The organism is Bradyrhizobium sp. S3.3.6 (assembly GCF_040546905.1).
Classification (GTDB): domain Bacteria; phylum Pseudomonadota; class Alphaproteobacteria; order Rhizobiales; family Xanthobacteraceae; genus Bradyrhizobium; species Bradyrhizobium cytisi.
This window is the reverse complement of sequence record NZ_JBEPOT010000017.1, coordinates 155,205-179,579: the sequence shown is the minus strand read 5'-3', so window position 1 is coordinate 179,579 and position 24,375 is coordinate 155,205. Positions and strand designations below refer to the sequence as shown.

General features: G+C 63.2%; 17 protein-coding genes and 2 pseudogenes. 10 read left to right on the top strand and 9 right to left on the bottom strand.

Annotated elements, in window-relative coordinates; all coding sequences use genetic code 11:
* Nucleotides 1-44 precede the first annotated feature (44 nt).
* Nucleotides 45-1,115, top strand: coding sequence for a glycosyltransferase family 4 protein (locus ABID59_RS34595; protein ID WP_354086329.1), 1,071 nt, complete (start codon nt 45-47; stop codon nt 1,113-1,115).
* Nucleotides 1,116-1,265: 150 nt separating this feature from the next.
* Here the strand turns inward: ABID59_RS34595 and ABID59_RS34590 are convergent, their stop codons facing one another.
* The 5 genes and pseudogenes from ABID59_RS34590 to ABID59_RS34570 form a co-directional block, all read right to left on the bottom strand.
* The gene (locus ABID59_RS34590; protein ID WP_354086328.1) at nt 1,266-3,197 is read right to left on the bottom strand and encodes an alkyl/aryl-sulfatase; all 1,932 of its coding nucleotides are present in this window, start codon (nt 3,195-3,197) and stop codon (nt 1,266-1,268) included.
* A 271-nt stretch (nt 3,198-3,468) separates the two neighbouring features.
* Nucleotides 3,469-4,752 (bottom strand): TRAP transporter large permease, encoded by a 1,284-nt coding sequence (locus ABID59_RS34585; protein WP_354086351.1) that lies wholly within the window; start codon nt 4,750-4,752, stop codon nt 3,469-3,471.
* Nucleotides 4,753-4,995: 243 nt separating this feature from the next.
* A pseudogene (locus ABID59_RS34580) lies at nt 4,996-5,337 on the bottom strand (TRAP transporter small permease); the annotation flags it as partial.
* Nucleotides 5,338-5,597: 260 nt separating this feature from the next.
* Nucleotides 5,598-6,599 carry a DctP family TRAP transporter solute-binding subunit gene (locus ABID59_RS34575; protein WP_148752379.1) on the bottom strand — a complete coding sequence of 334 codons (1,002 nt, stop codon included), beginning with the start codon at nt 6,597-6,599 and terminating at the stop codon, nt 5,598-5,600.
* 214 nt (nt 6,600-6,813) lie between these two features.
* On the bottom strand, nt 6,814-7,584 hold the full coding sequence (locus ABID59_RS34570; protein WP_148752381.1) for a methyltransferase domain-containing protein: 771 nt from the start codon (nt 7,582-7,584) through the stop codon (nt 6,814-6,816).
* A 142-nt stretch (nt 7,585-7,726) separates the two neighbouring features.
* Here ABID59_RS34570 and ABID59_RS34565 point away from each other — a divergent pair, with 142 nt between their 5' ends.
* Entirely contained in the window at nt 7,727-8,470 is a 744-nt protein-coding gene (locus ABID59_RS34565; RefSeq protein WP_354086350.1) for an SDR family NAD(P)-dependent oxidoreductase, read from the top strand.
* 150 nt (nt 8,471-8,620) lie between these two features.
* On the opposite strand, the gene ABID59_RS34560 is transcribed toward ABID59_RS34565, so the two are convergent.
* Entirely contained in the window at nt 8,621-9,550 is a 930-nt protein-coding gene (locus tag ABID59_RS34560) for a helix-turn-helix domain-containing protein (RefSeq protein ID WP_354086327.1), read from the bottom strand.
* A 514-nt stretch (nt 9,551-10,064) separates the two neighbouring features.
* On the opposite strand from ABID59_RS34560, the gene ABID59_RS34555 reads away from it, so the two are divergent.
* The 5 genes from ABID59_RS34555 to ABID59_RS34535 all read left to right on the top strand — a co-directional run bounded on the left by ABID59_RS34555 (nt 10,065) and on the right by ABID59_RS34535 (nt 15,227).
* On the top strand, nt 10,065-11,015 hold the full coding sequence (locus tag ABID59_RS34555; protein ID WP_354086326.1) for a helix-turn-helix transcriptional regulator: 951 nt from the start codon (nt 10,065-10,067) through the stop codon (nt 11,013-11,015).
* 100 nt (nt 11,016-11,115) lie between these two features.
* Nucleotides 11,116-12,105 (top strand): alpha/beta fold hydrolase, encoded by a 990-nt coding sequence (locus ABID59_RS34550; RefSeq protein ID WP_354086325.1) that lies wholly within the window; start codon nt 11,116-11,118, stop codon nt 12,103-12,105.
* Nucleotides 12,106-12,148: 43 nt separating this feature from the next.
* Nucleotides 12,149-13,354: an NAD(P)/FAD-dependent oxidoreductase gene (locus tag ABID59_RS34545; protein WP_354086324.1), complete on the top strand. Its 1,206-nt coding sequence runs from the start codon at nt 12,149-12,151 to the stop codon at nt 13,352-13,354.
* A gap of 37 nt (nt 13,355-13,391) precedes the next feature.
* Nucleotides 13,392-14,309, top strand: a complete 918-nt coding sequence (locus tag ABID59_RS34540) for an MBL fold metallo-hydrolase (protein WP_354086323.1) — start codon at nt 13,392-13,394, stop codon at nt 14,307-14,309.
* A 171-nt stretch (nt 14,310-14,480) separates the two neighbouring features.
* A complete protein-coding gene (locus ABID59_RS34535; protein WP_354086322.1) occupies nt 14,481-15,227 on the top strand; it encodes an SDR family NAD(P)-dependent oxidoreductase in 747 nt (248 codons plus the stop codon).
* 89 nt (nt 15,228-15,316) lie between these two features.
* Here the strand turns inward: ABID59_RS34535 and ABID59_RS34530 are convergent, their stop codons facing one another.
* Nucleotides 15,317-16,447 (bottom strand): helix-turn-helix transcriptional regulator, encoded by a 1,131-nt coding sequence (locus ABID59_RS34530; RefSeq protein ID WP_354086321.1) that lies wholly within the window; start codon nt 16,445-16,447, stop codon nt 15,317-15,319.
* Nucleotides 16,448-17,398: 951 nt separating this feature from the next.
* Complete coding sequence (locus ABID59_RS34525; protein ID WP_502916848.1) at nt 17,399-17,512, bottom strand: DUF3606 domain-containing protein; 114 nt, start codon at nt 17,510-17,512, stop codon at nt 17,399-17,401.
* 587 nt (nt 17,513-18,099) lie between these two features.
* Here ABID59_RS34525 and ABID59_RS34520 point away from each other — a divergent pair.
* The gene (locus ABID59_RS34520; RefSeq protein WP_354086320.1) at nt 18,100-21,228 is read left to right on the top strand and encodes an autotransporter outer membrane beta-barrel domain-containing protein; all 3,129 of its coding nucleotides are present in this window, start codon (nt 18,100-18,102) and stop codon (nt 21,226-21,228) included.
* A 206-nt stretch (nt 21,229-21,434) separates the two neighbouring features.
* Here ABID59_RS34520 and ABID59_RS34515 read toward each other — a convergent pair.
* Nucleotides 21,435-21,554 (bottom strand): annotated as a pseudogene (locus ABID59_RS34515) (non-homologous end joining protein Ku); the annotation flags it as partial.
* A 265-nt stretch (nt 21,555-21,819) separates the two neighbouring features.
* On the opposite strand from ABID59_RS34515, the gene ABID59_RS34510 reads away from it, so the two are divergent.
* Both ABID59_RS34510 and ABID59_RS34505 read left to right on the top strand, forming a co-directional pair.
* Nucleotides 21,820-22,308, top strand: coding sequence for a lipocalin-like domain-containing protein (locus ABID59_RS34510; protein WP_354086319.1), 489 nt, complete (start codon nt 21,820-21,822; stop codon nt 22,306-22,308).
* A 673-nt stretch (nt 22,309-22,981) separates the two neighbouring features.
* Nucleotides 22,982-24,370 carry an MFS transporter gene (locus ABID59_RS34505; protein ID WP_354086318.1) on the top strand — a complete coding sequence of 463 codons (1,389 nt, stop codon included), beginning with the start codon at nt 22,982-22,984 and terminating at the stop codon, nt 24,368-24,370.
* Nucleotides 24,371-24,375: the final 5 nt, after the last annotated feature.

Here is a 24,375-nt window from a genome sequence, read left to right as displayed (position 1 = left end):
GGTAGGGGCTTTAATTTCCATGATCACGCAGAGGAGAAGCTGAGATGCGCATCGCGCAGGTAGCTCCGTTGACGGAGGCTGTTCCACCCAAGCTGTATGGCGGCACCGAGCGGGTGGTGCACTGGTTGACGGAAGAGTTGGTTGCCCTTGGTCACGACGTCACGCTATTTGCCAGCGGCGATTCGCAGACGTCAGCAAAGCTGGACGCCTTATGGCCGCGGGCACTGCGCCTCGATGGTTCCGTGCGCGATCCCAACGCGCTGCACATGGTGCTCCTGGAGCGCGTGCGGCAGAAATGTGACGACGAGGAGTTCGACTTCCTCCACTTTCATCTCGACTATTATCCGTGGTCGCTGTTCCACCGGCAGCCGACACCGTTCCTGACCACGCTGCATGGCCGGCTCGATCTGCCGGAGCATCAGCCCGTCTTCAACACCTTCTCCAAGATGCCTGTCATCTCGATCTCGAACGCACAGCGGCGGCCTGTGCCGCAGGCGAGTTGGGTGACCACGATCCATCACGGCCTGCCGGAGCATTTGCTGACGCCGAGGCCGGCGAAGCAGGAATACCTCGCCGTGCTCGGCCGCATCGCGCCGGAGAAAGGGGTCGACCGCGCCATCAAGATCGCGATGCATTGCGGCATTCCGCTGAAGATTGCGGCCAAGGTCGATCGCGCCGACCAGGACTATTACGACGAGCTGATCAAGCCGATGATCGTGAACAATCCGCTGGTGGATTTCATCGGCGAGATCAGCGATCACGAGAAGTCGGACTTCTTGAGCGGCGCGCTCGGCCTGCTGCTGCCGATCGACTGGCCGGAGCCGTTCGGCCTCGTCATGATCGAGGCCATGGCGTGCGGCACGCCAGTGGTCGCCTTCAACCGCGGCTCGGTGCCGGAAATCATCGACGAAGGCCTCACCGGCTTCGTCGTCGAGGACATCCTCAGCGCAGCCGGCGTCGTCAACCGCCTCGCGCAACTCGACCGCACCGCCATCCGCAGCCAGTTCGAGAAGCGCTTTACCGCGCGGCGGATGGCGCTGGATTATCTCGCGGCCTATCGCGGCCTGACCGAAGCGACCGCGCCACGGATCAAGCTGGTGAGCAGCGCGGAGTAACTCGGCTCTCGTGTCCCGGACGCGCTGCAACGCCCTTAGCGTTGCGGCGCAGAGCCGGGACCCACGCGGCAAGGCACACTCGCGGAAACATGGGCCCCGGACGCAGCGCACCGCTGAAGAAGCGCTGCGCTGCGTCCGGGGCAAGAGATCCTACCTCACCACCGCCCGCTTCGGTTCCACAATCTCGAACATCCGCGGGAATTCGTCCATCAGGCCCATCAGCTCGGCAAGCCGCATCGGGTTGCCCGACAGCTTGACCTTGCCGGCGGCGACGGCCTCCGGAAAGCTCGTCAGCTTGGCGATCACCTCATCCAGCGTCGCGCGCGCCAGCGTGAAGTTGGCATCGGCATTGTCGGCCTGCACGCCTTCCGTATAAGTCAGCGCGCAGTTCTCCAGATTGAGCACGAACGTCTCGCCGGTATCGGAAAAGCTCCAGTTCAGCACGATGTGCTTGCCTTCCGCCTTCGGGCCATTGAGGCGGATGCCGAGCACGTCCCAGAGCTGCCCGGTGCGGAGTGCTGCCAGCGTCTCGCGCGGCATCGGTGGACGTGGCGGCGTCTTCGGCATGCCGTGACGCAATTCCTGGGCGCCGAACAGATAGGCATTGCGCCAGGTCGAGCTCTCGGCGGCATAGCCGAGCTGCTCCAGTGTATCCGCCAGCAGCGCGCGCGCAGCCTGATTATCAGGCTCGGCGAAGACGAGATGGCCGAGCGCCTGCGCCACGAAGCGGAATTCGCCCTTGTCAAAATCCGCGCGCGCACGAGCGAGGATCGCATCGGCGCCGCCCATGTACTCGACATATTTCTTGCCCGATTCCACCGGCGGCAGCGGATCGAGATTGACCGGGTTGGCGTCGTACCAGCCGAGATATTTTTGGTAGATCGCTTTCACATTGTGGCGGATATGGCCGTAGTAGCCGCGCCCGTGCCAGGCGCCCTCCAGGCTCTTCGGCAACTGGATCGTCTCGGCGATCTCGGCCGCGGTCAGCCCGTGGTTCATCAGGCGGATGGTCTGGTCATGCGCGAACTTGTAGAGGTCGCGCTGCTCGCGGATCATGGTGTCGATGCGCTCACGCCCCCACACCGGCCAGTGATGCTGGCCGCACATCGCCTCGGCCTTGCCGCCCCACAGATGCAGCGCCTCGCCCAGATATTTCGACCAGGCCAGCGCATCGCGCACGTCGGCGCCGCGGAACGGCAGCAGATTGTGAAAATTATGTGTGCAGTTCTCGGCGAGGTTGAGAAGCTTGTAGCGCGGAAGGAAGAAGTGCATCTCCGCCGGCGCTTCGCTGTTCGGCGCCATCTGGAATTCGAACTCGACGCCGTCGATGATGCGCGTGTCGCCGGTCGCCATGATCAGGTCGGTCGGACGCAGCAGCGCCACCGATCCCGCCGCCATGGTCTTGCCGAGGCCGCAGTCGACCTGCCCGCGCACGCCTTTGGCCAGGAACGGGCCGAACTGGTATTGCGCCCGGCGCAGCATCGCCGGTCCCGCGATGATGTTCTCGGAGACGGCGTGCTCCATGAACAGGTTAGGCGCGATGATCGGCACGCGCCCCGTCGCCAGTGCATCCTGCTCCAGCACGCCGCGCGCGCCACCCCAGTGGTCAGTATGCGTGTGAGTGAAGATCACGGCCGCGACCGGCCTCTGGCCGCGATGCCTGAAGTAAAGGTCGAGCGCGGCGCGCGCGCCTTCGATCGAGGTCAGGGTGTCCACCACGATGACGCCGCTGTCGCCCTCGATCAGCGTCATGTTGGCGATGTCGAGCCCGCGCACCTGGTAGACACCAGGCACGACCTCGAACAGGCCGTGCTGCATGTTGAGCCGCGACTGCCGCCACAGGCTGGGATTGACCGTCGGTGGCGCCTCATCGGTGGACAGAAAGCCATAGGGCTCGAGGCTCCAGACTGTTCGACCCTGCGGGTTCGCAATCTTCGCCTGCTCGATCGTGCCGAGAAAGCCGCGCGCAGCGTCGGCGAAATCCCGCGTGTCGGAAAACGGCAGCGCATTCAGCATCGCCGTTTGCTGCGCAATCACTGCCGGCGTTGCGTCCTTCGGCTCGTTGCTGGAAATCACGGTCATTTGCATCCTCCCGGCCTGACGCGCGGGCATCTAACCGCATCTCGCGGCCAATTGCCATCGTGAGGAGGACAAAGTGACGAACGCAGCGATACCCCTTCTCCCCTTGTGGGAGAAGGTGGCGCAAAGCGCCGGATGAGGGGTTCTCTCTGCTCGCAAGACTGTTCGTGAGGATAGATACCCCTCACCCGGCTTCGCTGTCGCGAAGCCACCCTCTCCCACAAGGGGCCCACAAGGGGAGAGGGTGCACCGTTAGCGCCGCCGCTTGCGCGCCTCAATGCATCCCCAGCGCCCGCGGCAGCCACAGCGTCAGATCGGGCCAGTAGGTCACGATGACGAGGAAGCCGAGCATGGTGAGAAGCCACGGCATCACCGCGCCCGCCAGATCGGTGATGCGCATTCGCGCGATCATCGATGCGACGTAGAGGTTCAAGCCGACCGGCGGATGGCAGAGGCCGACCTCCATGTTGACGTCCATGACGATGCCGAAATGGACGAGGTCGATGCCGAGCTTCTTGGCCGCCGGCGCCAGAATCGGCGCCATGATCAGGATGATCGAGTTCGGCTCCATGAAGTTGCCGGCGAGCAGCAGCAGCACGTTGACGACCAGCAGGAAGCCGACCCAGCCGAGGTTCTGCGCCGCGATCCAGTCGGCCAAGGTCGCCGGCAGGTTCTCATTGGAAAGCACGAAGGAGAACAGCACCGCGTTGGTGACGATGTAGAGCAGCATCGCGCTGGTGTTGGCGGCGCGCAGCAGCACCCGCGGCACGTCCACTATCTTGATGGCCTTGTAGACGAACACGGCGATGATGAAGGAATAGACCGCGGCCATCGCGGCGGCTTCGGTGGCGGTGAACAGGCCGCTATAGATGCCGCCGATGATGATGACGACCAGCATCAGGCCCCAGATGCTCTCGCGAAAGGCGTGGAGCGTCTCGCCCCAGGTCGCCTTCTGCATCCGGGGATAGTCGCGTTTGCGCGCGAGCCACCAAGTGACGATGCAGAGCATCGTCGTCAGCAGCATGCCTGGCAGCAGGCCGGCAACGAACAGCGCGCCGATCGAGGTGTTGGTCGAGACCGCATAGACGATCTTCGGGATCGACGGCAGCATCAATATGCCAAGCGAGCCGGCGACCGTGATGATGCCGGCGCCGAAGCGCATGGGATAGCCGTGGCGGACCATCTCGGGCAGCACGATGGCGCCGATCGCGGCGACCGTCGCCACGCTCGAGCCGCACACCAATGCGAACATCGCGCAGGCGACGATGCCGGCGAGCCCCAGGCCGCCATGCCAGTGCCCGATCAGCGAGGTCGCGAAATTGATCATGCGGCGCGCGACGCCGCCATGGGTCAGGAAATTTCCGGCGAGGATGAAGAACGGGATCGCCATGATCTCGAAGCCCTCGATGCCCGTGAAGAGCTTCATCGAGACGGCTTCGATCGGCACTGTCGTCAGCGTGAACAGGAACGTCATCACGGTGAGGCCGAGCGCGATCGAGACCGGAATGCCGGTCAGCATCAGCGCGATCAGCAGCGCGAACACCGTGAAGGCGCGCAGCCAATGCGGCAGCACGATGAAGCCGGTCTTCTCGCCAAGGCAGAGCGCGAAGATCAGGATCGGCGCCATGATCAGGATCACGCCGAGCGGCGAGACTTTGCGGGAAGCCGCCTTCGTAGCAGTGCCGGCGGGCTGCGGATGCAGCGCCGGCGAAACAGCGGCCTCCACGCCTTCGACATGGGTCTCGTCATGATGCGGCAGATCGCCGGTCCAGTAATAGAACCAGGAGACCTGAAGAAAGCGGAAGCACATCAACCCGGAGCCGAGCGGGATCGCCAGATAGACGAACCACATCGGCGCTTCCAGGTCGTTGGACTGCTGCCCGGTGTGGAACATCTCGCGCACGAAGGAGGCGCCGAAAGCGGCGATCATGCCGGTGAACAGCGCGCCGCACAGCAGCGAGAACAGGATCACATGCTTGCGCGAATGCTCGGGCAGGCGGTTGACGAGCAGATCGACGCCGACATGGATGCCGGTGCGCACGCCATAGGCCGCGCCGAACTTCGCCATCCAGATGAACATGTAGATGCAGAGTTCCTGCGCCCAGGACAGATCGAGCTCGGACAGGAAGGTGAATACCGCCATCGACAGCGACGCGAGCCAGGTCATCCCGTGCGCGGCCGCCCATCGCGAGAACACGATCGATTCGCCGGCACCATACCGGTGCACCACCGCGATGAAGATCAGGCCGGTTGCAGCCGCAATGAGCGTCGCGATCAACCATTCTTCGAGATGATTGAGCCCCTGGTTCAGCACGCGAAGCAAATCAAAGTCCCCCTATCGATACGAAACGGTCGGGAGTGCATACACTCCCGACCGTTGGTATTGTTCTCCCGGAAAACGCGTCAGTTCATCTTGACGTCGAGCTCCTTGGCGACGAGATCGAGCACTTCCTGCCCGACCCGGCCTTTAGCCCATTTGTAGGTCGGCTGCATCGCCTCCTGCCACGCCTTGCGATCGGCGTCGGTGAGATAATGCAGCGTGGTCTTGCCCGTCTTCTTGATCTCGGCCAGCGCGTCCTCGTTCTCCTGGTGCGCGATCTGGTTGGTATATTCGGTCGCGTCTGCCATCGCCTTCTCGAGCTGGGCGCGAATGTCAGGCGGCAGGCCGGACCAGAATTTCGAGTTGACGATCACGGCGTATTGCAGATGTGCGTGATAGGACACGGTGATGTCCTTCTGCACTTCGTAGAACTTCTGCGTCAGATAGTTGGACGCCGTGTTCTCGCAGCCGTCGACCACGCCGGTCTGCAGCGCCTGGTAGACCTCCGAGAACGCCATGATCTGCGGGATCGAGCCCATCAGGCGAAAATACTGGTCGGCGATCTTCGATCCGGAGATGCGGAATTTCAGGCCCTTGAAATCTTCCGGCTTCGTCAGCGGACGGCTCGACGACACCATGTGGAAGCCGTTGTCCCAATAGGCGAGACCGGTGATGCCCTTGGCTTCCAGCTTCTGGAACAGCCATTTGCCGAGGGTGCCCTTCATCGCATTGGAATAGGTCGCGTCGTCCTTGAACAGCCAGGGCAGGTCGAGCGCCTCGAATTCCTTGATGCCGAGCGGCGCGAATTTCGCGGTCGATGGTGCGAGCATCTGCACCGAGCCGAGCTGGAGCGCCTCGATCTCCTCCTTGTCCTTGTAGAGCGAGGAGTTCGGATAGATTTCGATCTTGACCTTGCCGTCGGTGTACTTCTCGGCGAGCTCCTTGAACTTCAGCGCGCCCTTGCCCTTCGGGGTGTCGTTGGCGACGACGTGGCTGAACTTGATGATGATCGGGCTCTGCGCCTGGGCAACAGCAGGGGCCAGAGCGAACGCGGCTGCGGCGACCGCAAAGAGCAGTTTGCGCATGAAGGACCTCCCCAACAACCTCGGAAACCGGGTGCTTTTTGTTTTACGGTTCCAGTAGTGGCAGCAATCCGGACCCCGAACAACTAGACCTAAGCCCAATTTGCCGCAGCGAAGCTATGCCGCAGCGAAGCTATCTTGATGGCGGCCGCATGCGCAACCCGACGCCCGCTCCGGCCGCTCTGAGCGAGCGCTTATGTCGCATCGCCGAAGGACATTAACCCTTGCGCTGGGCAACCATGAACAGCCGACGGAACGGGAATAGTGTCTGCCCCGCGGCGTTCTTCGGATAGGCCTTCGCCACTCGCATCCCGTAGGCCGCTTCGAACGCGGCCTTCTCGTCGCCCTCGAGCACGTCGAGATAGCGCGTCAGCCAGGTGCCCTTGGTCCATTCCTTCACGGGATTGTCGCCTTCGAGAACCTGGAGATATTCGGTCTCCCAGATGTCGATGTTCTGCGCCAGCGGCGCGAGCAAATCGTGATAGAAGGCCGGCCCCTCGACCGGCGGCGGCGTCACGAGGTGCTCGACCTTGGACCGCCAGGGCCCGCTCAAGGCGGTCTCGCCGATCAGCACATGCGAAGGCGCCAGGAAGTTACGCGGCATTTGCACCGCAAGCATGCCGCCGGGCGCGACTTTCTCCATCACCGACGGAAAGAGTGCCGCATGATCGGGCAGCCAGTGCAGTGCGGCATTGGAATAGACGACGTCATATTGCTTGGCGGGGCGCCAATGGCCGAGATCCTCATGTGACCATTCCACATCAGGCGCGGCTTTGCGCCCCGCAGCAACCATCTCGGCCGAGCCCTCGACGCCGGTCACCGCGGCGGACGGCCAGCGCTCCCTAATCAGCTTGGTGACATTGCCGGCGCCGGCACCGAGGTCGGCGACCTCGCGAGGACCGAGATCGGGAATCCGCATCAGCAGGTCCAGCGCGGGCCGGAGCCGGTGGCCGGAAAATTTCAGATATTGCTGCGGATCCCACACCATAACCTGCGCCTTTTCTTTTTCGTGTTTCCTTCGTGGTCGCCCTTGGTTACCACTGCTCGTCCCGGTCGGGCAAATCGCCGCACCCGGGACAGGGCAGGAAACGAACAACAAACGCAAAAAGCAAACAAGAGAGCGTGTGACCATGGATCTCGGGCTGAAATCGAAAACCGCTGTCGTCACCGGAGCGAGCATCGGCATCGGCCGCGCCATCGCCAGGGGCCTGGCGGCCGAAGGCGTGCGCGTCGTCGGCGTGGCGCGGCGAACCGACCTGCTCGCTGAATCGGCGAAGGAGGTCGGCGGCGGCCTGATCACGCCGTTCCAGCAGGACGTGATGGCCGAGGACGCGGCGCAGAAGATCGCAGCCTTCGCGGTGAAAGAATTCGGCCATGTCGATATTCTCATCAACAATGCCGGCGGCAGCCGCCCCCTGCCGGTCGATGCGCCCGACAGCCAATGGGACGAGGCAATCGCGCTGAACTTCACCAGCTACCGCCGCATCGCGCATGCGTTGCTGCCGCAGATGATCGAACGCAAATGGGGCCGCATCGTCAACATCACCGGCAAGTCCGAGCCGGAGGGCCTCAACGCGGCCTTCGCGGCGAAGGCCGCCGTGCACGCCTGGGCCAAGGGCCTGTCGCGCGAGATCGGCGAGCACGGCATCACCATCAACTGCATCCCGCCCGGCCGCATCATGAGCGAGCAGATCCGCCGCAACTATCCGCCGGACTATCGCGAGCGCTTTGCCGAGGAAGAGATTCCGGTCGGCTATTGGGGCGAGCCGGAAGACCTCGCGGCGCTCGCGGTGTTTCTGGCTTCACCGGTGGCGCGCTACATCACGGGAACGGTGATCCCGGTGGATGGGGGCTTGAGACGGTATCAATTCTGAGTTTCGCCTTCGCCACGCCTATGGTGCGCCCCTAGCCTCGCAGCATCCGCATCGTCATTGCGAGCGCAGCGAAGCAATCCAGAATCCCGCCGCAGTGACAGTCTGGATTGCTTCGCTGCGCTCGCAATGACGGAGTGCATCCGACGCAGATCATGCGTCGCGAATTGCCGTTCCCAGCGCATCGCGCCGCCATGCACCCGGGCTGACCCCTGTCGTCGCCGAGAAGACCCGCGTGAAGTGGCTCTGGTTGGCAAAGCCGGCCGAAATCGCAACCTCGGACAGCGACAGGCCGCGCACGCTCATCAAGCGCTTGGCGGTTCGCACGCGCTGATGCAGAAGCCAGCGATGCGGCGGCAGCCCTGTCGAGGCGCGAAACGCGCGCGAGAAATGGCTGACGGAGAGGCCGAGTTCGGCCGCGATGGTCTGCAGCGGCAGTTTGCCATTGAGGTCCGACTCGAGCTTGTCGCAGGCGCGCGCCAGCTGCCATGGGGCAAGTGCGCCCCGGCCGGTCTCGGCCTTGTGCCTGTAGCCTCCATAGGCCTGAGCGACGTGCGCGGTCAGCGCCAGCATCATGTGATCGATGAAGAGCTGGTTGGCCTCATCAGGCCGGCGCAGCCCCGCGCGCAGGGACGCGCCGATATGTCGGATGATTGCGTCATCGTGCCCGACAAGCCCGCAATCCAGCGCATCGATGCGTCGGGCCCCCGATTGATCGGCGAGACCGTCGAGGGCCGAACGCGGCACGTAGAAATGGAGAGAATGAAGCGGTTTGTCGATCACGTAACGCGGGTCGGCCTTGAGATCGTAGAGATAGGTCGTCCCGGCGTGAACATCCGCTTTCTTGATGTGACGGCCCTGCTCCCAGAGCTCGCAGTCCGGATAGTCGCGCAGCTTGAGGCTGACGAGATAGGCATCTTCAGCAGCGAACGAGCCGGAAAGACCCGGCACAGGATTGTCGTTGCGTGTTTCGGTGACCGCAATCTCGGTGCCGCGCAGCGAGCGGGTCACCAGCGAGGGCGGCGCTTCCGCGAGGCGAAGGAAGTCTCCGAGCCGTTCGCCGTAAGCGCCTGTCCTGGTCATCGGATGTCTCTTCTGTGAAGGTCCAAAGAAAGGACCAAGAGCAGGCCACAGCGTCCTGCCATTTCGAGAACAGTATATCGGCTATCCACCCATTGCTGTCCACGACCGACGACGTCGCACCCGGCAAGGCCTGCGCGCTCGCCCCAGCGCGACCGGTATCAAAATTTTCCAATCATTTCATAACGATCCGGTTCGCGCCTTGACGACCTGAGGGTGTCGTCGACCGAAACGCGGCGATCACGACTTTTCACAAACGCACGCAAGCTGCACGCGTGAGGCATCCTGGGAGCAGGATCAGGCAACGCAGGGCAGCATCAGGAAAGACGCGGGCCTTCGTGCCGCCTAGAACCCGCAAATCAACGGTGCCTGAGCTGCAACGGATCGCCTTCGGCCCCCCGCCCATTCGTTGAGCAGGGATCGCCAGACCGGCCCGTTCGGCTCCGCCATGCGGCGGCCGACGCCATGATCGCGAAGTCGCGCACCCAGCGACGCGCCCCCAATACGAGCAAAGTCCATGAGCAAGATTGTGTTGCGTGAATCTTCGAATGAAATTCCCGCCGTGTCTCAGGTACGGCGCGACGCCCCGTCGGCCGGCGACCGGCCCCCTGCCGAAGTCGAGATGGCCCGCGTGCTCGGAACGGTGCCTTTCCGTATGGCATTGGATTCGTCCGGCGCCGGGATTGCGCATTGGAAGCACGAGCCATTGCACGACATCGTCGCGCCCATGGGCCACCACGTCATCATGGCTTACAACTGTTCGGTCCAGCGGATGGAGCGGCGGTCCGGACGATCCGTCGCGATCGGGACGTTTCGCCCCGGCGTGGTGACCATCATTCCCGAAGGATCGAGCTCGCGGTGGGACATTCCAAAGCCCGTCGACGTCGTCCAGCTCTATCTTCCACAGGCAACGCTGACGCGTGTTGCGGACGAAGCCAAAGCCGGAGCGCCGGCCGATCTTCTGGAGCGGACCGCCCATCCCGATCCCGTGACGTCCCGATTGCTCCTGAGTGCGGCGGATGTGCTGGAAGGCAATGAGGCGCTGGATACGCTGTTCAGGCAGCAACTGATGGATTTGCTGGCGACGCGCCTTCTCGCTGCGCACAGCGGCTCGCCGAACATAATCGCGCCGGTCAGGGGCGGGCTGGCGCCGAAGACGCTGCTTCGCGCGATCGAGCGCCTGCGCTCGGACAGCGATGACGACGTCTCGCTCGGGGCGCTTGCTGCGGAGGCCGGCCTGTCGCGCTTTCACTTCTGCCGCGCATTCAAGGACAGCACCGGGCTTTCGCCTCATGCCTGGCTGCGCCAGCACCGGCTTGAGCAGGCCATGAACATGCTGCGCGACACCGAATTGTCCGTCGTCTCGGTCGCGGCGACGCTCGGCTACGCCTCGCAGACCGCCTTTGCCGCCGCGTTTCGAAAGTTGACCGGGGAATCGCCGAGCGATTGGCGGCGGCGGGCGCGTTAGCAGCAATCGCGCTGCAATCGCGTCAATCGCGCTGGGGCATCGGCACCTGTGGTTCGCTAGGAATCATGGTGTCCACAAACTCCAGAAATGGAAACTGCAAATGGCCTTGATCAATTCCGTCAGCCGGCTCGCGAGCACCTCGCGGCGGAAAATCCTCGCGACATCGCTCATGTACGCGGCATCGATGACTGTCCGCTCCACCTCGGCAGCGGGTAGCGATACGAAAACAGCGGCCCTCTCGACCGGAACGAACGACGTTGCGACCTCGATTACCACCAACGACGGCGTGAAGCTCTTCTACAAGGATTGGGGACCGAAGTCCGCGCAGCCGATCGTGTTTCATCATGGCTGGCCGCTCAGCGCCGATGACTGGGATGCCCAGATGCTCTTTTTTGTCGGCAAGGGCTTTCGCGTGATCGCGCATGATCGCCGCGGTCATGGCCGCTCGAGCCAGGTCAGCGACGGGCATGACATGGATCATTATGCGGCCGATGTCGCAGCCCTCGTCGAGCATCTCGATCTTCGCAACGCCATTCACGTCGGCCACTCCACAGGCGGCGGCGAGGCCACGCGCTACGTCGCGCGTCATGGCCGCGATCGCGTCGCCAGGCTGGTGCTGATCGGCGCCGTGCCGCCGCTGATGTTGAAGACCGAGTCCAATCCCGGCGGATTGCCGCTTGAGGTGTTCGACGGCTTGCGCCGGCAGCTCGCCGCCAACAGGTCGCAATTCTATCTCGAATTCGCGGGCGGACCTTTCTATGGCTACAATCGTCCGGGTGCCGAGCCTTCGCAGGCCGCGATCTGGAACTGGTGGCGTCAAGGCATGATGGGCAGCAGCAAGGCCCACTACGACGGCATCAAGGCCTTCTCCGAGACCGACTTCACCGAAGATCTGAAAGCCATCGCCGTGCCGACGCTGGTCCTGCACGGCGGCGATGACCAGATCGTCCCCGTTGCCGACTCGGCAGCGCTGTCGGCCCGCCTTTTGAAGCACAGCACCCTGAAGATCTACGACCTGCTGCCGCACGGCCTGTGCACGACACATCCCGACATCGTCAACGCCGACCTGCTCAAATTCGTGACGGCGTAACCACGCGCTTCCATCGCAATACCTCAACCAAGGAACAATCGACATGCGCATCGTCATCATTGGCGCCGGCTTCGCCGGCATGTATGCCGCCCTTTCCGCGGCCCGGCTACGCGACATCCAGGGTGTCTCGCCGGAAAAGCTCGAGATAGCGCTGGTTTCGCCCGAGCCGACACTGGTGGTTCGCCCGCGGCTCTACGAACCGAAACCCGAAACCCTGACGGCCCCGTTGCAGCACGTGCTGAACGCGATCGACGTTGTCTATGTCCAGGGCCGTGCCGAGGCGATCGATACCGGGGCGAAGCTCGTCGAGATCGTTGCCGCACAAGGCGCCAGGAAGAAGCTGTCGTATGACCGGCTGATCGTCGCCACCGGCAGCCGCTTGTTCCGCCCGAACGTTCCGGGCCTTGCCGAGCACGGCTTCAGCGTCGACCAGCTCGATGACGCCATCGCGCTCGATCGCCATTTGCACCAACTCTCCAGCCGCCCGGCCTCGAAGGCGCGCAATACCGTCGTCGTGGCTGGCGGCGGCTTCACCGGAATCGAGGCCGCAACCGAGGTGCCATCGCGCCTGCGCGCAATTCTCGGCAAGGATGCGGAATTGCGCGTGGTCATTGTCGATCGCAACGAGGCGATCGCCCCGGACATGGGCGCGGGCCCCCGCCCCATCATCCAGGAGGCGCTACGCAAGCTCGGCGTCGAAACCAGGCTCGGTGTCGGCGTCGGCTCGCTCGATAAATCCGGCGTCACGCTCTCCAGCGGCGAGCACATCGAATGCGAAACCGTGATCTGGGCCGCCGGCATGCGCGCTGCTCCGTTGACGGCGCAGATTCCCGCCGAGCGCGACCAATTCGGCCGGCTGCTGGTCGACCGCGAGCTTCGCGTGCCATCCGTGAATGGTGTCTTTGCCACCGGCGACGCCGCACGCGCCGCGTGTGACGACAACGGCAATTACGCGCTGATGTCGTGTCAGCATGCGACCCGGATGGGCGCCTTCGCCGGCAACAACGCCGCCGCCGAGCTGCTCGGCGTTTCGACCAGGCCTTATCACCAGAAAGCCTACGTCACCTGCCTCGACCTCGGCCAAGCCGGCGCGCTGTTCACCCGCGGCTGGGAACGCACGGTCGAGATGGTCGGCGACGTCGCCAAGAAGACCAAGCAGGAAATCAACACGGTCTGGATCTATCCGCCCAAAGCCGAGCGCGCCGCAGCGCTGGCCTCGGCCGATCCGGAGCGCGTCACCTCTCTCTAGACATTTCACGATCCACAACGCTCAACAGGAGACTAAAATGAATCTGCACAACACATCCTCCCCTGCGACATCGAAACCCGAAGAGCTCGTCCCGTCGCGCTATGCGGTGCGGATCGGTGAGATCGACGTGCTGGTCGTCAGCGACGGCGTGCTGCCGCTGCCGACCACCATGCTGGCGCACAACGCCGACCCCGCCGTCCGGGCAGCCTGGCTGGATGGCATGTTCCTGCCGCCGGACGCTTTCGACTGGGCACTGAATGCGGTGATGGTGCGAAGCGGCGACAAGACCATCCTGATCGACGCCGGACTGGGCTCCGATCCGGACCTGCACCTGCCCAGGGCCGGGCAGTTGATCAAGCGACTGGAGGCCGCTGGGATCGATCTTGCGTCCGTGACCGACCTGGTGCTGACCCACATGCACATGGACCATGTCGGCGGGCTGCTCGTCGACGGCGTGAAGCAGCGGCTGCGCAAGGATCTGCGCATCCACGTGGCGGCGGCCGAGCTCAAGTTCTGGGAGGCGCCCGATTTCACCCACACCAACATGCCGCAGGGATTCCCGGATGCGCTTCGCGCCGCCGCCAAGCGGTTCGCGAAGGAGTACGGCAGCCAAATCCGGCCGTTCGTCGACGAGCACGAGGTCGCACCGGGCGTCGTCGTCCGTCGCACCGGCGGTCACACCCCCGGACACAGCGTGGTTCGCGTGGCCTCAGGCGGCGACGCCCTGACATTCGCCGGCGACGCCGTGTTTGCTGTCGGGTTTGAGCAGCCCGAGTGGCACAACGGCTTCGAGCACGATCCGGAAGAGGCGGCGCGCGTTCGTATCCGCCTCCTGCGCGAGATTGCCAAGACCGGCGAGCTGCTGGTGGCCACGCATATGCCGTTCCCATCCGTCGGCCATGTCGCAGTCGCCGGCGATGCCTTCCGTTGGGTGCCGGTGTTCTGGGACTACTGATCGCCGATCGCGACCGAACCGGGGCGCGTGCTCACGAGATGAGCGAGTTCGCGCTCCGGTTCAAGACCTTCACAACTGCCGGTCACCGAGAACCGTGACGGACCGCGGTGACCGACAAGCTCGTTTTCAATCCAACCAGACGGTGCGGCCGGCCGCACCAGAGACAGGAACATGCAAGATCAAAAAGTCGTCGTCGTGACAGGCGGCAGTTCAGGTATCGGGCGGGCAGCGGCGTTGCGCTTCGCGAAACAGGGCTACCACGTGCTCGTCACCGGCCGCCGCGCGAGCCTGATCCAGGAGACGATGCTGCAACACGCGAATATCGCGGGGATGGCGGCGGATGCTGCTTCCGCCGAAGATGCCAACCGTACGATTGCCAAGGCAGTCGACACATGGGGGCGCCTCGATGCGCTGGTCAACAACGCGGGCGCCGGCGCCATTCTGTCGCTGGCCGATGCGACCGCCGATCGCATCGCGGATATCTCCTCCGTCAACGTGGTCGGTCCAAGCCTGCTCGCGTCGGCCGCGCTTCCCCATCTCAAGGCCACAAGCGGCACGATCGTCAACGTCTCCAGCACCTTTGGGCACAAGGCTGCGGCCGGACTGTCGCACTACGCGGCCAGCAAGGCTGCCGTGGAGCATTTGACGCGGTGCTGGGCACTGGAGCTGGCGCCATTCGGCATCAGGGTGAACGCCGTCGCGCCAGGGCCAACCGAGACGGGCGCGCTGACCGGCATGATGGGATTGTCGGCCCAACAAGCCGCGGCGGTCGAAGAACAGGAGCGCGCCAGCATACCGCTCGGCCGCCGCGGAGTACCCGACGATATCGCCGAATGGATCGTCCAGCTCGCCGGGCCTGCCTCAGGTTGGATAACCGGCCAGGTGATCAGCATCGATGGCGGACTGGGGTTGGTCTGATCCGGCCGACCCAATAACGTTGCCTACCTGACGCTTCATGCGGGCACCACCGGCAGCTTGCGCGGCTCGTGGATGACATGAGTGTGCTCTTATCCGGCAAACGGCCGGGCATCTGCCGCAATGAGCTTGATCAAGTCCGCCTGACGGCGCACGCCGGTCTTTCCAAAGATATTCTGGAGATGAGTTTTCACGGTGGCCTCGCTGATGCCAAGCGTCTCCGCTATCTTAGGTACTCCGCTGACCTTGAGCACCGCATCAAGTACCCGCACTTCGCTCGGCGTGAGTCGGAATTGTCGCACCGCCACTTCGATCGGATAGGGCGCCGCCATTGATACCTTTCGGACGAAGACGGCAGCGACCGCAGAGTGTCGGCCCCCGATTTGACGCCGCGCGCCCGACGTCAGCGGCAGTATATCGGCGACCCAATTCTGGCCAAGCTTACTAGACAGCGGAATGGCAACACCATCCACGCCGACAGCGCCATCGCCACCGCTCGCGGCGGCGAGAACATTGCGCAATAGCTGCGCCGCATGTGGGTCCACAGCACTCAAATTATTGTTGACGGTTCGCAAGATCGTCGCATCGTCGAGCAGCGCCTGCGCGGCAATGTTGGAGAATGCGATATGACCGTGCTTGTCCAACAGAAAAACGCCGGCATCGAGCCCGTTGAGCGCATCTGACAGACTTCCGGCCTTTTCCTTTTGAAGGTCGATGACATTGCCGATCGACACCGCGCGGCGCATGTGGGGAACCAATAGATGCATGCGCTGCCGCATATCGTCGTCGGCAAGCCCTTGGCGCTCGTTTCGGAAGACTCCGAACTGAGCGAAGCTCGTTGCGGACTTGTCGAGCGTGGCAGCCAAATGATCGGCCCACCCATTCGGCTTGACCCACTCCTTGTAGAAGGTCGTCTCGACGAACTCATCATAAGGCAAAACGTTGGTCGTGTTGTAGATCTCCCCAACTTTGAAAAAGAATTGGGCCGTCAAACTCGGATCGAAGCGGATATATTTCTTGAAGTACGCGTCCACGCTGGACGGTTCAACATTGTATACGTAGTGAAGTTCACCCTGAACGGTGATGTCCTTCCAGTAGATTCCAGCCGCAGTTCCGCCGATGAATTGCGTCGCCTGCTCGAGAACGCCTACCCATAAGCTGGAGTCGAGTGCTGCGTCGTAGATATCGCCGATCAACTGCGACAAAAATTCCGGATCGACCATTCCCGACACCGCTCGTTGGACTGACTGCGATATTGATGCGGGCAATCGCATCAACCGACCTGTGGGACACCCATATGCCCCGAGACCTGATGGCTTTGAGCGTGTGTATGGCGCGAGTCGATTGCCTCCCGCCTTGGTTGAGCTTTGTACAGGCGTGGAATATCGCAGGCCAGCCCAGATTTGGTGCGCCAGTATCGTGGCAACTTGCCAGACGGCACAGCGAACAGGCACTTTGTCGAGTGGAACGGCAGTGGCGGCGATCAAGGCTGGCTTGGTGACAGGAGTGCGCCTCGCCCGCCTGGATCCTAACGCAGGAAACGTCACACTGCACACCTTGAGGCACACAGCGGCGACGCGACTCCTGGCCTGGCGCTTGAACGCTTGGCAGTCGCCGACATCGGAAGACTATCGCTTGCGGCGTGGGCAGCCCTATAAGTCGCTTCCGCGGGGCGGCGGCAGCCTTGGTTGCTCGGTTGCGGCTAGTGCCGTCGCATCGTTGCGGTCTGGAGCCGTGTCCACGTCGATCTCCTGAGGCACGCGCATGGCGGGCGGTCCGGCAACGCGCAGGCGATCATTCGCTGCTGGCGAGCCCACGTAACTTCAATCGTCAGTCATCGCGTCGATGCGCCCGATGGCAGCATCATGGGTGGTTTTTTAAGATGCGCGACGATGCAGCAGCTCTGCTGAGTTTTCCCGACGTGGCAAAACATTTTTCCGGAGTGCCGAGCTCAGAACCAGATCATGCAGGAAAAACTGCTGCATGCCCGAAAGCGAGCCTTCAATATCGCCCGCGAAGATTCGACAGCCGGTGTCTCCCCTGACGCGCCAGCGGCGAAGTTCGCGACGTGCTGAACTCGATCGGTGATACCTGCCCGGAATGCCCTCCTGATTAGAAGGACGGCGCCGGACCTCGAGGCCGACCCGGCTCTCCGATCAGCTGCCCAGTCGTTTCTAAACGCGCTTGCGCGCGTTGCCGACCTTTTTGACGGCCTTTTTCACCGCCGGTGCGGACTTTCCGGTCTCCTTCGCCTCAAACCGCACTTCGTAGTGCTGCCTGCCGGCCACCCTTCTTCGTTGTTTTGTTCAGCGAAACTGGCGTCGCGGCCGAAGATGCAATTCGGCAACACCTAACCCAGAAAGCGGTAGCTAAAGACCGGTATTGCATCGGCTTAAACCGAACGGCTGATGCGCGGGTACGCGATCCCGCGCCACGTTCGCTTCGCGGATGCACGCGCATGGGTTCTGTTTCGCGCGGGTCTAGCCGGCCGATCACAATCGGCGGCGTTTTGGAGCTGAGAACGCGAATGTCTGGCGCCTCCCAGGGGTTACCAAATCTGATCAGATCTCGCCCACGTGCTGATCGGATACCGATCAGGGCAGCTCAAGTAACCATGATAGCGCTCCCCCTGGCAGTATTTAGGCTGATCAGTACTGCGTCGGCGGCGAGCCCAGCCGGCAGGCGCCGGCGTCAGGCCGCCGCGGCGCTGCTTGCCGGGATGTGTCTCGCTGCGAGCAACGCGCGAGCACAGGACGCCACCTGGCTGTCCAATCCGGGCTCGGGCAGCTTCAATACCGCGGCGAACTGGACCCCGGCCGCCGTGCCAACGGGCACGGCTTTCTTCGGGGCTACGAGTACCCCCTCAATATCTTTCGTGGGCGACAACACGGTAGGTGGCTTCACCTTCAATGGGGGCGCCTCGAACTACAACTTCAGTGGCGGCGGTCTGCTGACATTCAATGGCGCCGGCATCGTTATCAACGGGGGCAGCGCTACATTCGCAAATGCCATCGACTTCATTGGTGCGGGCACCACGGCCGGTAGCGCCACGCTGAACGGCGGCGTGGATTTCTTCCAAACAAGCACAGCTGGAACTGCCACCATCAACGTTTCCGCAGGCTTTTTTGACCACAGCACGGCTGGCAACGCCACATTTACAGCCGGCAGCTCCTTGTTCCTTGACGACCACAGCACGGGCGGCAATTCGCATATTACCAATAGCACCGACATGCATTTGGCACACAGCGCCTCGGGAGGCGATGCCAGCATCACCAACATGAGCAGCGGCAGCATCTTGTTCCGGGATTCGAGCACCGCTGGCAACGCCCGGATCACCAACTCCGGCATCGTGGAGTTCGGCATCGACGGCGGTTCCGGCATCACCAACAGCACGGCCGGCAGCGCGACAATCTCCAACGTTGGTACCGGACAGATCGTATTCACCAATACCGCAAGCGCAGGCAATGCCACCATTGCGAACAACGGCACCACCTTTGGCGCAGAGATCGATTTTGGAGACAGCACCACAGCCGGTAATGCGACCATCACCAACAACGTTGGGATTATTCGGTTCGGCGCCAGCAGCACCGCCGGCAACGCCACCATCGTCAACAACGCCGTTTTCGACGATCACGACTTCCTCGTATTCAGAAATAACAGCACGGCTGGCGCCGCCATTATCATCACCAATGCCGGTAGCGTCACCGGCTTTGGTGACAGCGCCACTGGTGGCACCGCGCGCCTCATTACCAATGCGAATGGCTTCCTCGACATGTCAGGGCTGGCGACAGGCGGCATGACTGCTGGCTCAATCGAGGGTGCAGGCACCTATTTTCTTGGCGCGAACCAGCTCATTGTCGGCGGCAACGACCTCTCGACTGTCGTCAGCGGGGTCATTTCAGATGGAGGCGCAGGCGGTGGTGCCGGCGGCTCACTGGTGAAGGTCGGAGCCGGCACCCTGATCCTGTCGGGTATCAACACCTATACGGGAGCAACCGCGGTGAATGGCGGCACACTGGAAGTAAGCGGATCGATCGCCTCCACCAGCAGTGCGACGGCGGGCCCGGGGGGCGTGCTACAGGTCGACAATGGAGGCGCGTTGGGTACGGCGCCGGTTGCGCTCTCAGGCGGCTCGCTTCGCACCAACTTCAACGGGACATTCGCGAATAGCATCACGTTTTCTGCGGGCGCGCTCAGCTCTTTGACCGCAGCCGCCGGAACGCAGGTCATGCTTACCGGTCCTGCCTCCATCGCAAGTGGAGCAACCGCGCAGTTCGGCTCGCTGACGGATACCGGCACGGTCGTGTTCCAGCCGGGTAGCGGGACCATCGCCCCCTCGGCGGAGATGGTCGTCGCAGGCGGCAAGCTGATCGTGAATGGATCGCTCGCCGATGCCGCAATGAGTACGGTCAACTCGGGTGCCACCCTTGGCGGAACAGGTACCCTGGGCAACACCACTGTGGCAAGCGGCGGAACGTTCGCCCCCGGCAACGGCACGGCGGGGAGTTCGATGACCGTCGCTGGCAATCTCGCTTTCCAGTCCGGCGCGCTATATCTGGTCAGCCTCAACGCGACGAACTCGAGCTTGGCCAGCGTGACCGGCACTTCGACACTCGACGGATCGGTTGGCGTCAGCGTGGCCGCCGGCACCACTTTAGCGAAGAAGTACACCATCCTCACAGCGGCCGGGGGCGTCAGCGGGTCCTTCACCGATGTCGCGACGCTGGGCCTACCCGCGGGTGCGTCCGCCAGCCTGAGTTACGACTCCAACAATGCCTATCTGAACTTCACGCTGGATTACAGCGCCAGGAACAAGCTCAACATCAACCAGACCAATGTCGCCAACGCCCTGGCAAACTTCTTCAACACCAATGGCGGCATCGCCGCAGCCTATGCCTCCCTGTCGCCGAACGGCCTGACGCAAGCCTCGGGCGAATCCGCAACTGGGGCGCAGCAGACGACCTTCAATGCGATGAACTTATTTCTGGGATTGTTGACCGACCCCTTCATCGCCGGTCGCGACGGTGCCGGCAGCGGCACTCGCGTGACGCCATTCGCGGAACAGTCAGGCTCGCTGGGTTATGCGGCGAAGCCGGACAAGGATCCGCGCGATGCGCTGGCTGCGATCTATGCAAAGGCGCCGCCGCGTGGATTCGATTTCGATCACCGCTGGAACGTCTGGGCGGCCGGCTACGGCGGCTCGCAAGCGACCGACGGCAATGCGGCGCTAGGCTCGAACAATGCCAGCAGCAGCATCTATGGCACCGCTGTCGGTCTGGATTACCGCTTCTCAGCCAGCACCATCGCAGGCATGGCGCTGGCCGGCGGCGGCACCAGCTTTTCTGTCGGTGGCCTCGGTTGGGGTCGCTCCGACCTATTCCAGGCCGGCGTCTTCCTGCGTCATACTGTCGGCCCGGCGTATCTCTCAGCTGCACTTGCCTATGGCTGGCAGGATGCGACCACTGACCGCATCGTCACCGCGGCAGGCATCGATCATCTGCGCGCGGAATTCAACGCCAACACGTTTGCGGGCCGCCTCGAGGGCGGCTATCGTTATGTGACACCGTGGATGGACATTACGCCTTATGCCGCCGCGCAGGTCACGAATTTCGGCCTGCCGAGCTACGCCGAAAGCGTGGTGTCCGGCGGCGGCGCGTTCGCACTGGCCCAAGCGGCCAAGAGCGTGACCGATACCCGCAGCGAGCTCGGCTTTCGCAGCGACAGGTCGTTCGCCATGGAGAATGCCGTGCTGACGCTGCGCGGCCGTCTTGCCTGGGCGCACGATTTCAACCCGGACCGCAGCGTGGGCGCGGTGTTCCAGGCGCTGCCGGGCGCCGCCTTCGTTGTCAACGGCGCGCGGCAGGCCAGCGACTCCGCGGTGACCACGGTCGCCGCCGAGACGAAATGGCTGGACGGCTGGTCGGCCGCCGCTACTTTCGAGGGCGAGTTCTCCAACGTGACGCGCTCCTATGCCGGCAAGGGCGTGGTGCGGTATGCGTGGTAAAGGCCTACGTTCGGCTGAAAGATGAGCATTTGATGGATGATGGATTCAAAGCAACACCGGACCCGTGACGGTACGAGGTGGTGTCGCTGCGGTTCCGAAGTTCTAGGCCGGCCTCGGCCGCTTCAAAATCGCTCTTGGAAATGATGGCGGGTAACTCGATTGCCGATCGCATGTTTCGGTGAGGTCGGCGGGATAGGCTGCCGGAATGAGATAGGCCGGCGCTTCCGGTCGATGAGATCAATCAGCGCGGTTTCGTACTCGTCCTCGGACTTGTCGGGCTCGAAGGATTCGGATTTCTGATTGACGATGTGCCGGGCGAGATCAAGATGAAAGCGATAGGACGTTGCGGGGGCTGTAGCTAACACCCCGGCAGATACGCCTGCTGCCTTGTTGTTCTCTTGATCTATTTTGGCCTCGCTATCCTGCGAGTGGTTCTCGTCGGTCTTCCGATGCCGCCAGCAGGCGCCGTGCTCTGCGCACTGGCGCCTGGAGAACCTGAGGAGGTCGCAGCGAGGGAAGCGGCGTCCAATGAGTTTTATGAATCGACGATTGTTTGAATGCACCCGGTTATCTGCTGAGAGGGAGCAAGACATGGTACTTCTCCGCGTGTTTGCAGCTGCTCTTGTATGCCTCTGTTTTCAAGCTGGATTTGCCTTCGCGGAGGATACGTTGGGGCAACTCGCAGGTAGCTGGAAGCTAAGCTCATGGACAATTCAGATTATCGGTGGAGAGGCTGCTGAACCCTTCGGTCCCAATCCCAAAGGCAGGGCGATCTTCGCTGCGGACGGATACGTGACGTTCGTCACCGTGGCCGCAAATCGCAAACCGGCAACAAGCAATGACGAGTCGGCAGCCCTTCTGAAGTCGCTCCTTGCTTACTCCGGAAAATTTACGATCGAAGGAGACAAGTTTACAACCAAAGTGGATATATCGGCGAATGAGCTTCTCACCGGACAGGACCAAGTGCGATTTTTCAAGCTGGAAGGTGACCAGCTGACCATTCGAACAGCTGAACAAGTCAGCTCCGTTTTGCCCGGAAAGAGAGTGGTAGGAAGCCTTACTTGGGAACGCGAGCGCTGAGAGCGCTTGGCTGGCAATCTGTATTCAGCTTCGCCCGCTTCGATGAGGCATGAAGATGTCAGGTCAGGAAGCAGCCGGCGCGGCCAGAACCTTCAACCACGACAGACGCCTGATTTTCTGAATCTGGCTTACTGTCAGGCCGGTCTCGAGCCTGATTGAGTGTTCGCCTCCGGAAACGATCACCGTCAATTCCCCGAGCAGGTTGGTCTTGACGGTGGCCTTCCGGTATTTGACGTCGACGTCGTCGTCCGTAGCGCCCAGATCTATCCCATTACACTCGATCTTCGCGTGAAACGTGAAGCGCTATGCGCGTCCAAGCGCACGCGGCCCGATCGACCGCCATGATGACATCGTGCCGGTGTTTTGCCCGACGTGTCAACTTCGCCGGAGCGACAGGGGGCGCGGCGACGCCGCCTCAAAAACTCCTTGTCGCTCAGGGGGCTTTCTACTGTGCATGGGGTTGTTTTCGAACTTCTTGGTTCGGACGCGAAAGAAAAAGCAGAAAAAGCGCGCGCCCCTCCAGCCGCAGATTGAGCTGGAAGCGCTCGCGCAGGGTCATCGCCCGACCTTCGCGCATACAATGCATGCAAGCATATGCCTGTGGCAGCAGCCTCGGGCGTAGTACATGCCGGAAAGACCATTTGAGCCCCGCTGTCGGAGAACGCGCAAGGCAATGACAATCACGTTACCTGCCGCTGCGCGCGCGCCCGATCATCCCGTTGCCGATGGCCTGCCGGCCGCGCAGCGCCGCTGGGCGATTGCCGCGATCTTCACCGCGCTGGCGATGGCCTCGCTCGACACCGCGATCGCCAACATCGCGCTGCCCGCCATTGCCGCGGATCTGCATGTCAGCCCGGAGCAGTCGGTCTGGGTGGTCAACGTCTACCAGATCGCGCTGGTGGCGACGCTGCTGCCGCTCGGTGCGCTCGGCGAGATCGTCGGGCACCAGCGCATCTATCTCGGCGGCCTCGTGCTGTTCACCATCGCCTCGCTGTTCTGCGCCGTCGCCTGGTCGCTGGACAGCTTGCTGGTCGCGCGCACCCTGCAGGGCCTGGGTGCGAGCGGCATCATGAGCGTCAACACCGCGCTGGTGCGCTTCGTCTATCCCGGCCGGATGCAGGGGCGCGGCTTCGGCCACAACGCGCTGGTGGTCGCCACCGCCTTCACCTTCGGCCCCTCGATCGCCTCCGCCATCCTCGCGGTCGGTCCATGGCCGTGGCTGTTCGCCGTCAACATCCCGTTCGGCCTCGTCGCAACCGGCATCGGCTTTGCGATGCTGCCGAAGACGCCGCGCGCCGATCACGGTTTTGATTTCCTCGGCGCGCTTCTCGCCGCCATCTGCCTCGGCCTGTTCATCACGGGCATCGGCAGCGCCGCGCATAATCTGTCGCCTGCTATCGTCGCAGTCGAGCTGGTCACGGCGCTCGCGCTCGGCTTCATCCTGACGCGCCGCCACACCGGCCATCCCGCGCCGATGCTGCCGATCGACCTGTTCAGCCGGCCGATGTTCGCGCTGTCGGCGGCGACCGCCGTCTGCTCCTTCGCGGTGCAGGGCCTCGCCTTCGTCTCGCTGCCGTTCTATTTCGAGGACGTGCTCGGCCGCTCGCAGGTCGAGACCGGTTTCTTCATGACGCCGTGGCCGCTGGTGGTCGGCATCATGGCGCCGATCGCGGGACGCCTGTCCGATCGCCATCCGGTCGGCCTGTTGGGCGGCATCGGCCTCGTCCTGCTCGGCCTCGGCATGGCGCTGCTCGCGCTGCTTCCGGCGAGCCCGAGCATTCCCGATATCGTCTGGCGGATCATGATCTGCGGCATGGGGTTCGGCTTCTTCCAGGCGCCGAACATGAAGGCGATCATGGGAAGCGCGCCGCCACACCGCGGCGGCAGCGCTTCGGGCATCGTCGCCACCGCGCGCCTGACGGGGCAGACGACCGGCGCAGCGCTTGCCGCAGCGTGCTTTGCGCTCGCCGGCCACAACGGCGCGACCGTGGCCCTGGCGTTAGGCGCGGGCTTTGCCGCACTCGGCAGCGTGATGAGCTTTTTGCGGTTGGCGGTGAAGTAGGCCGG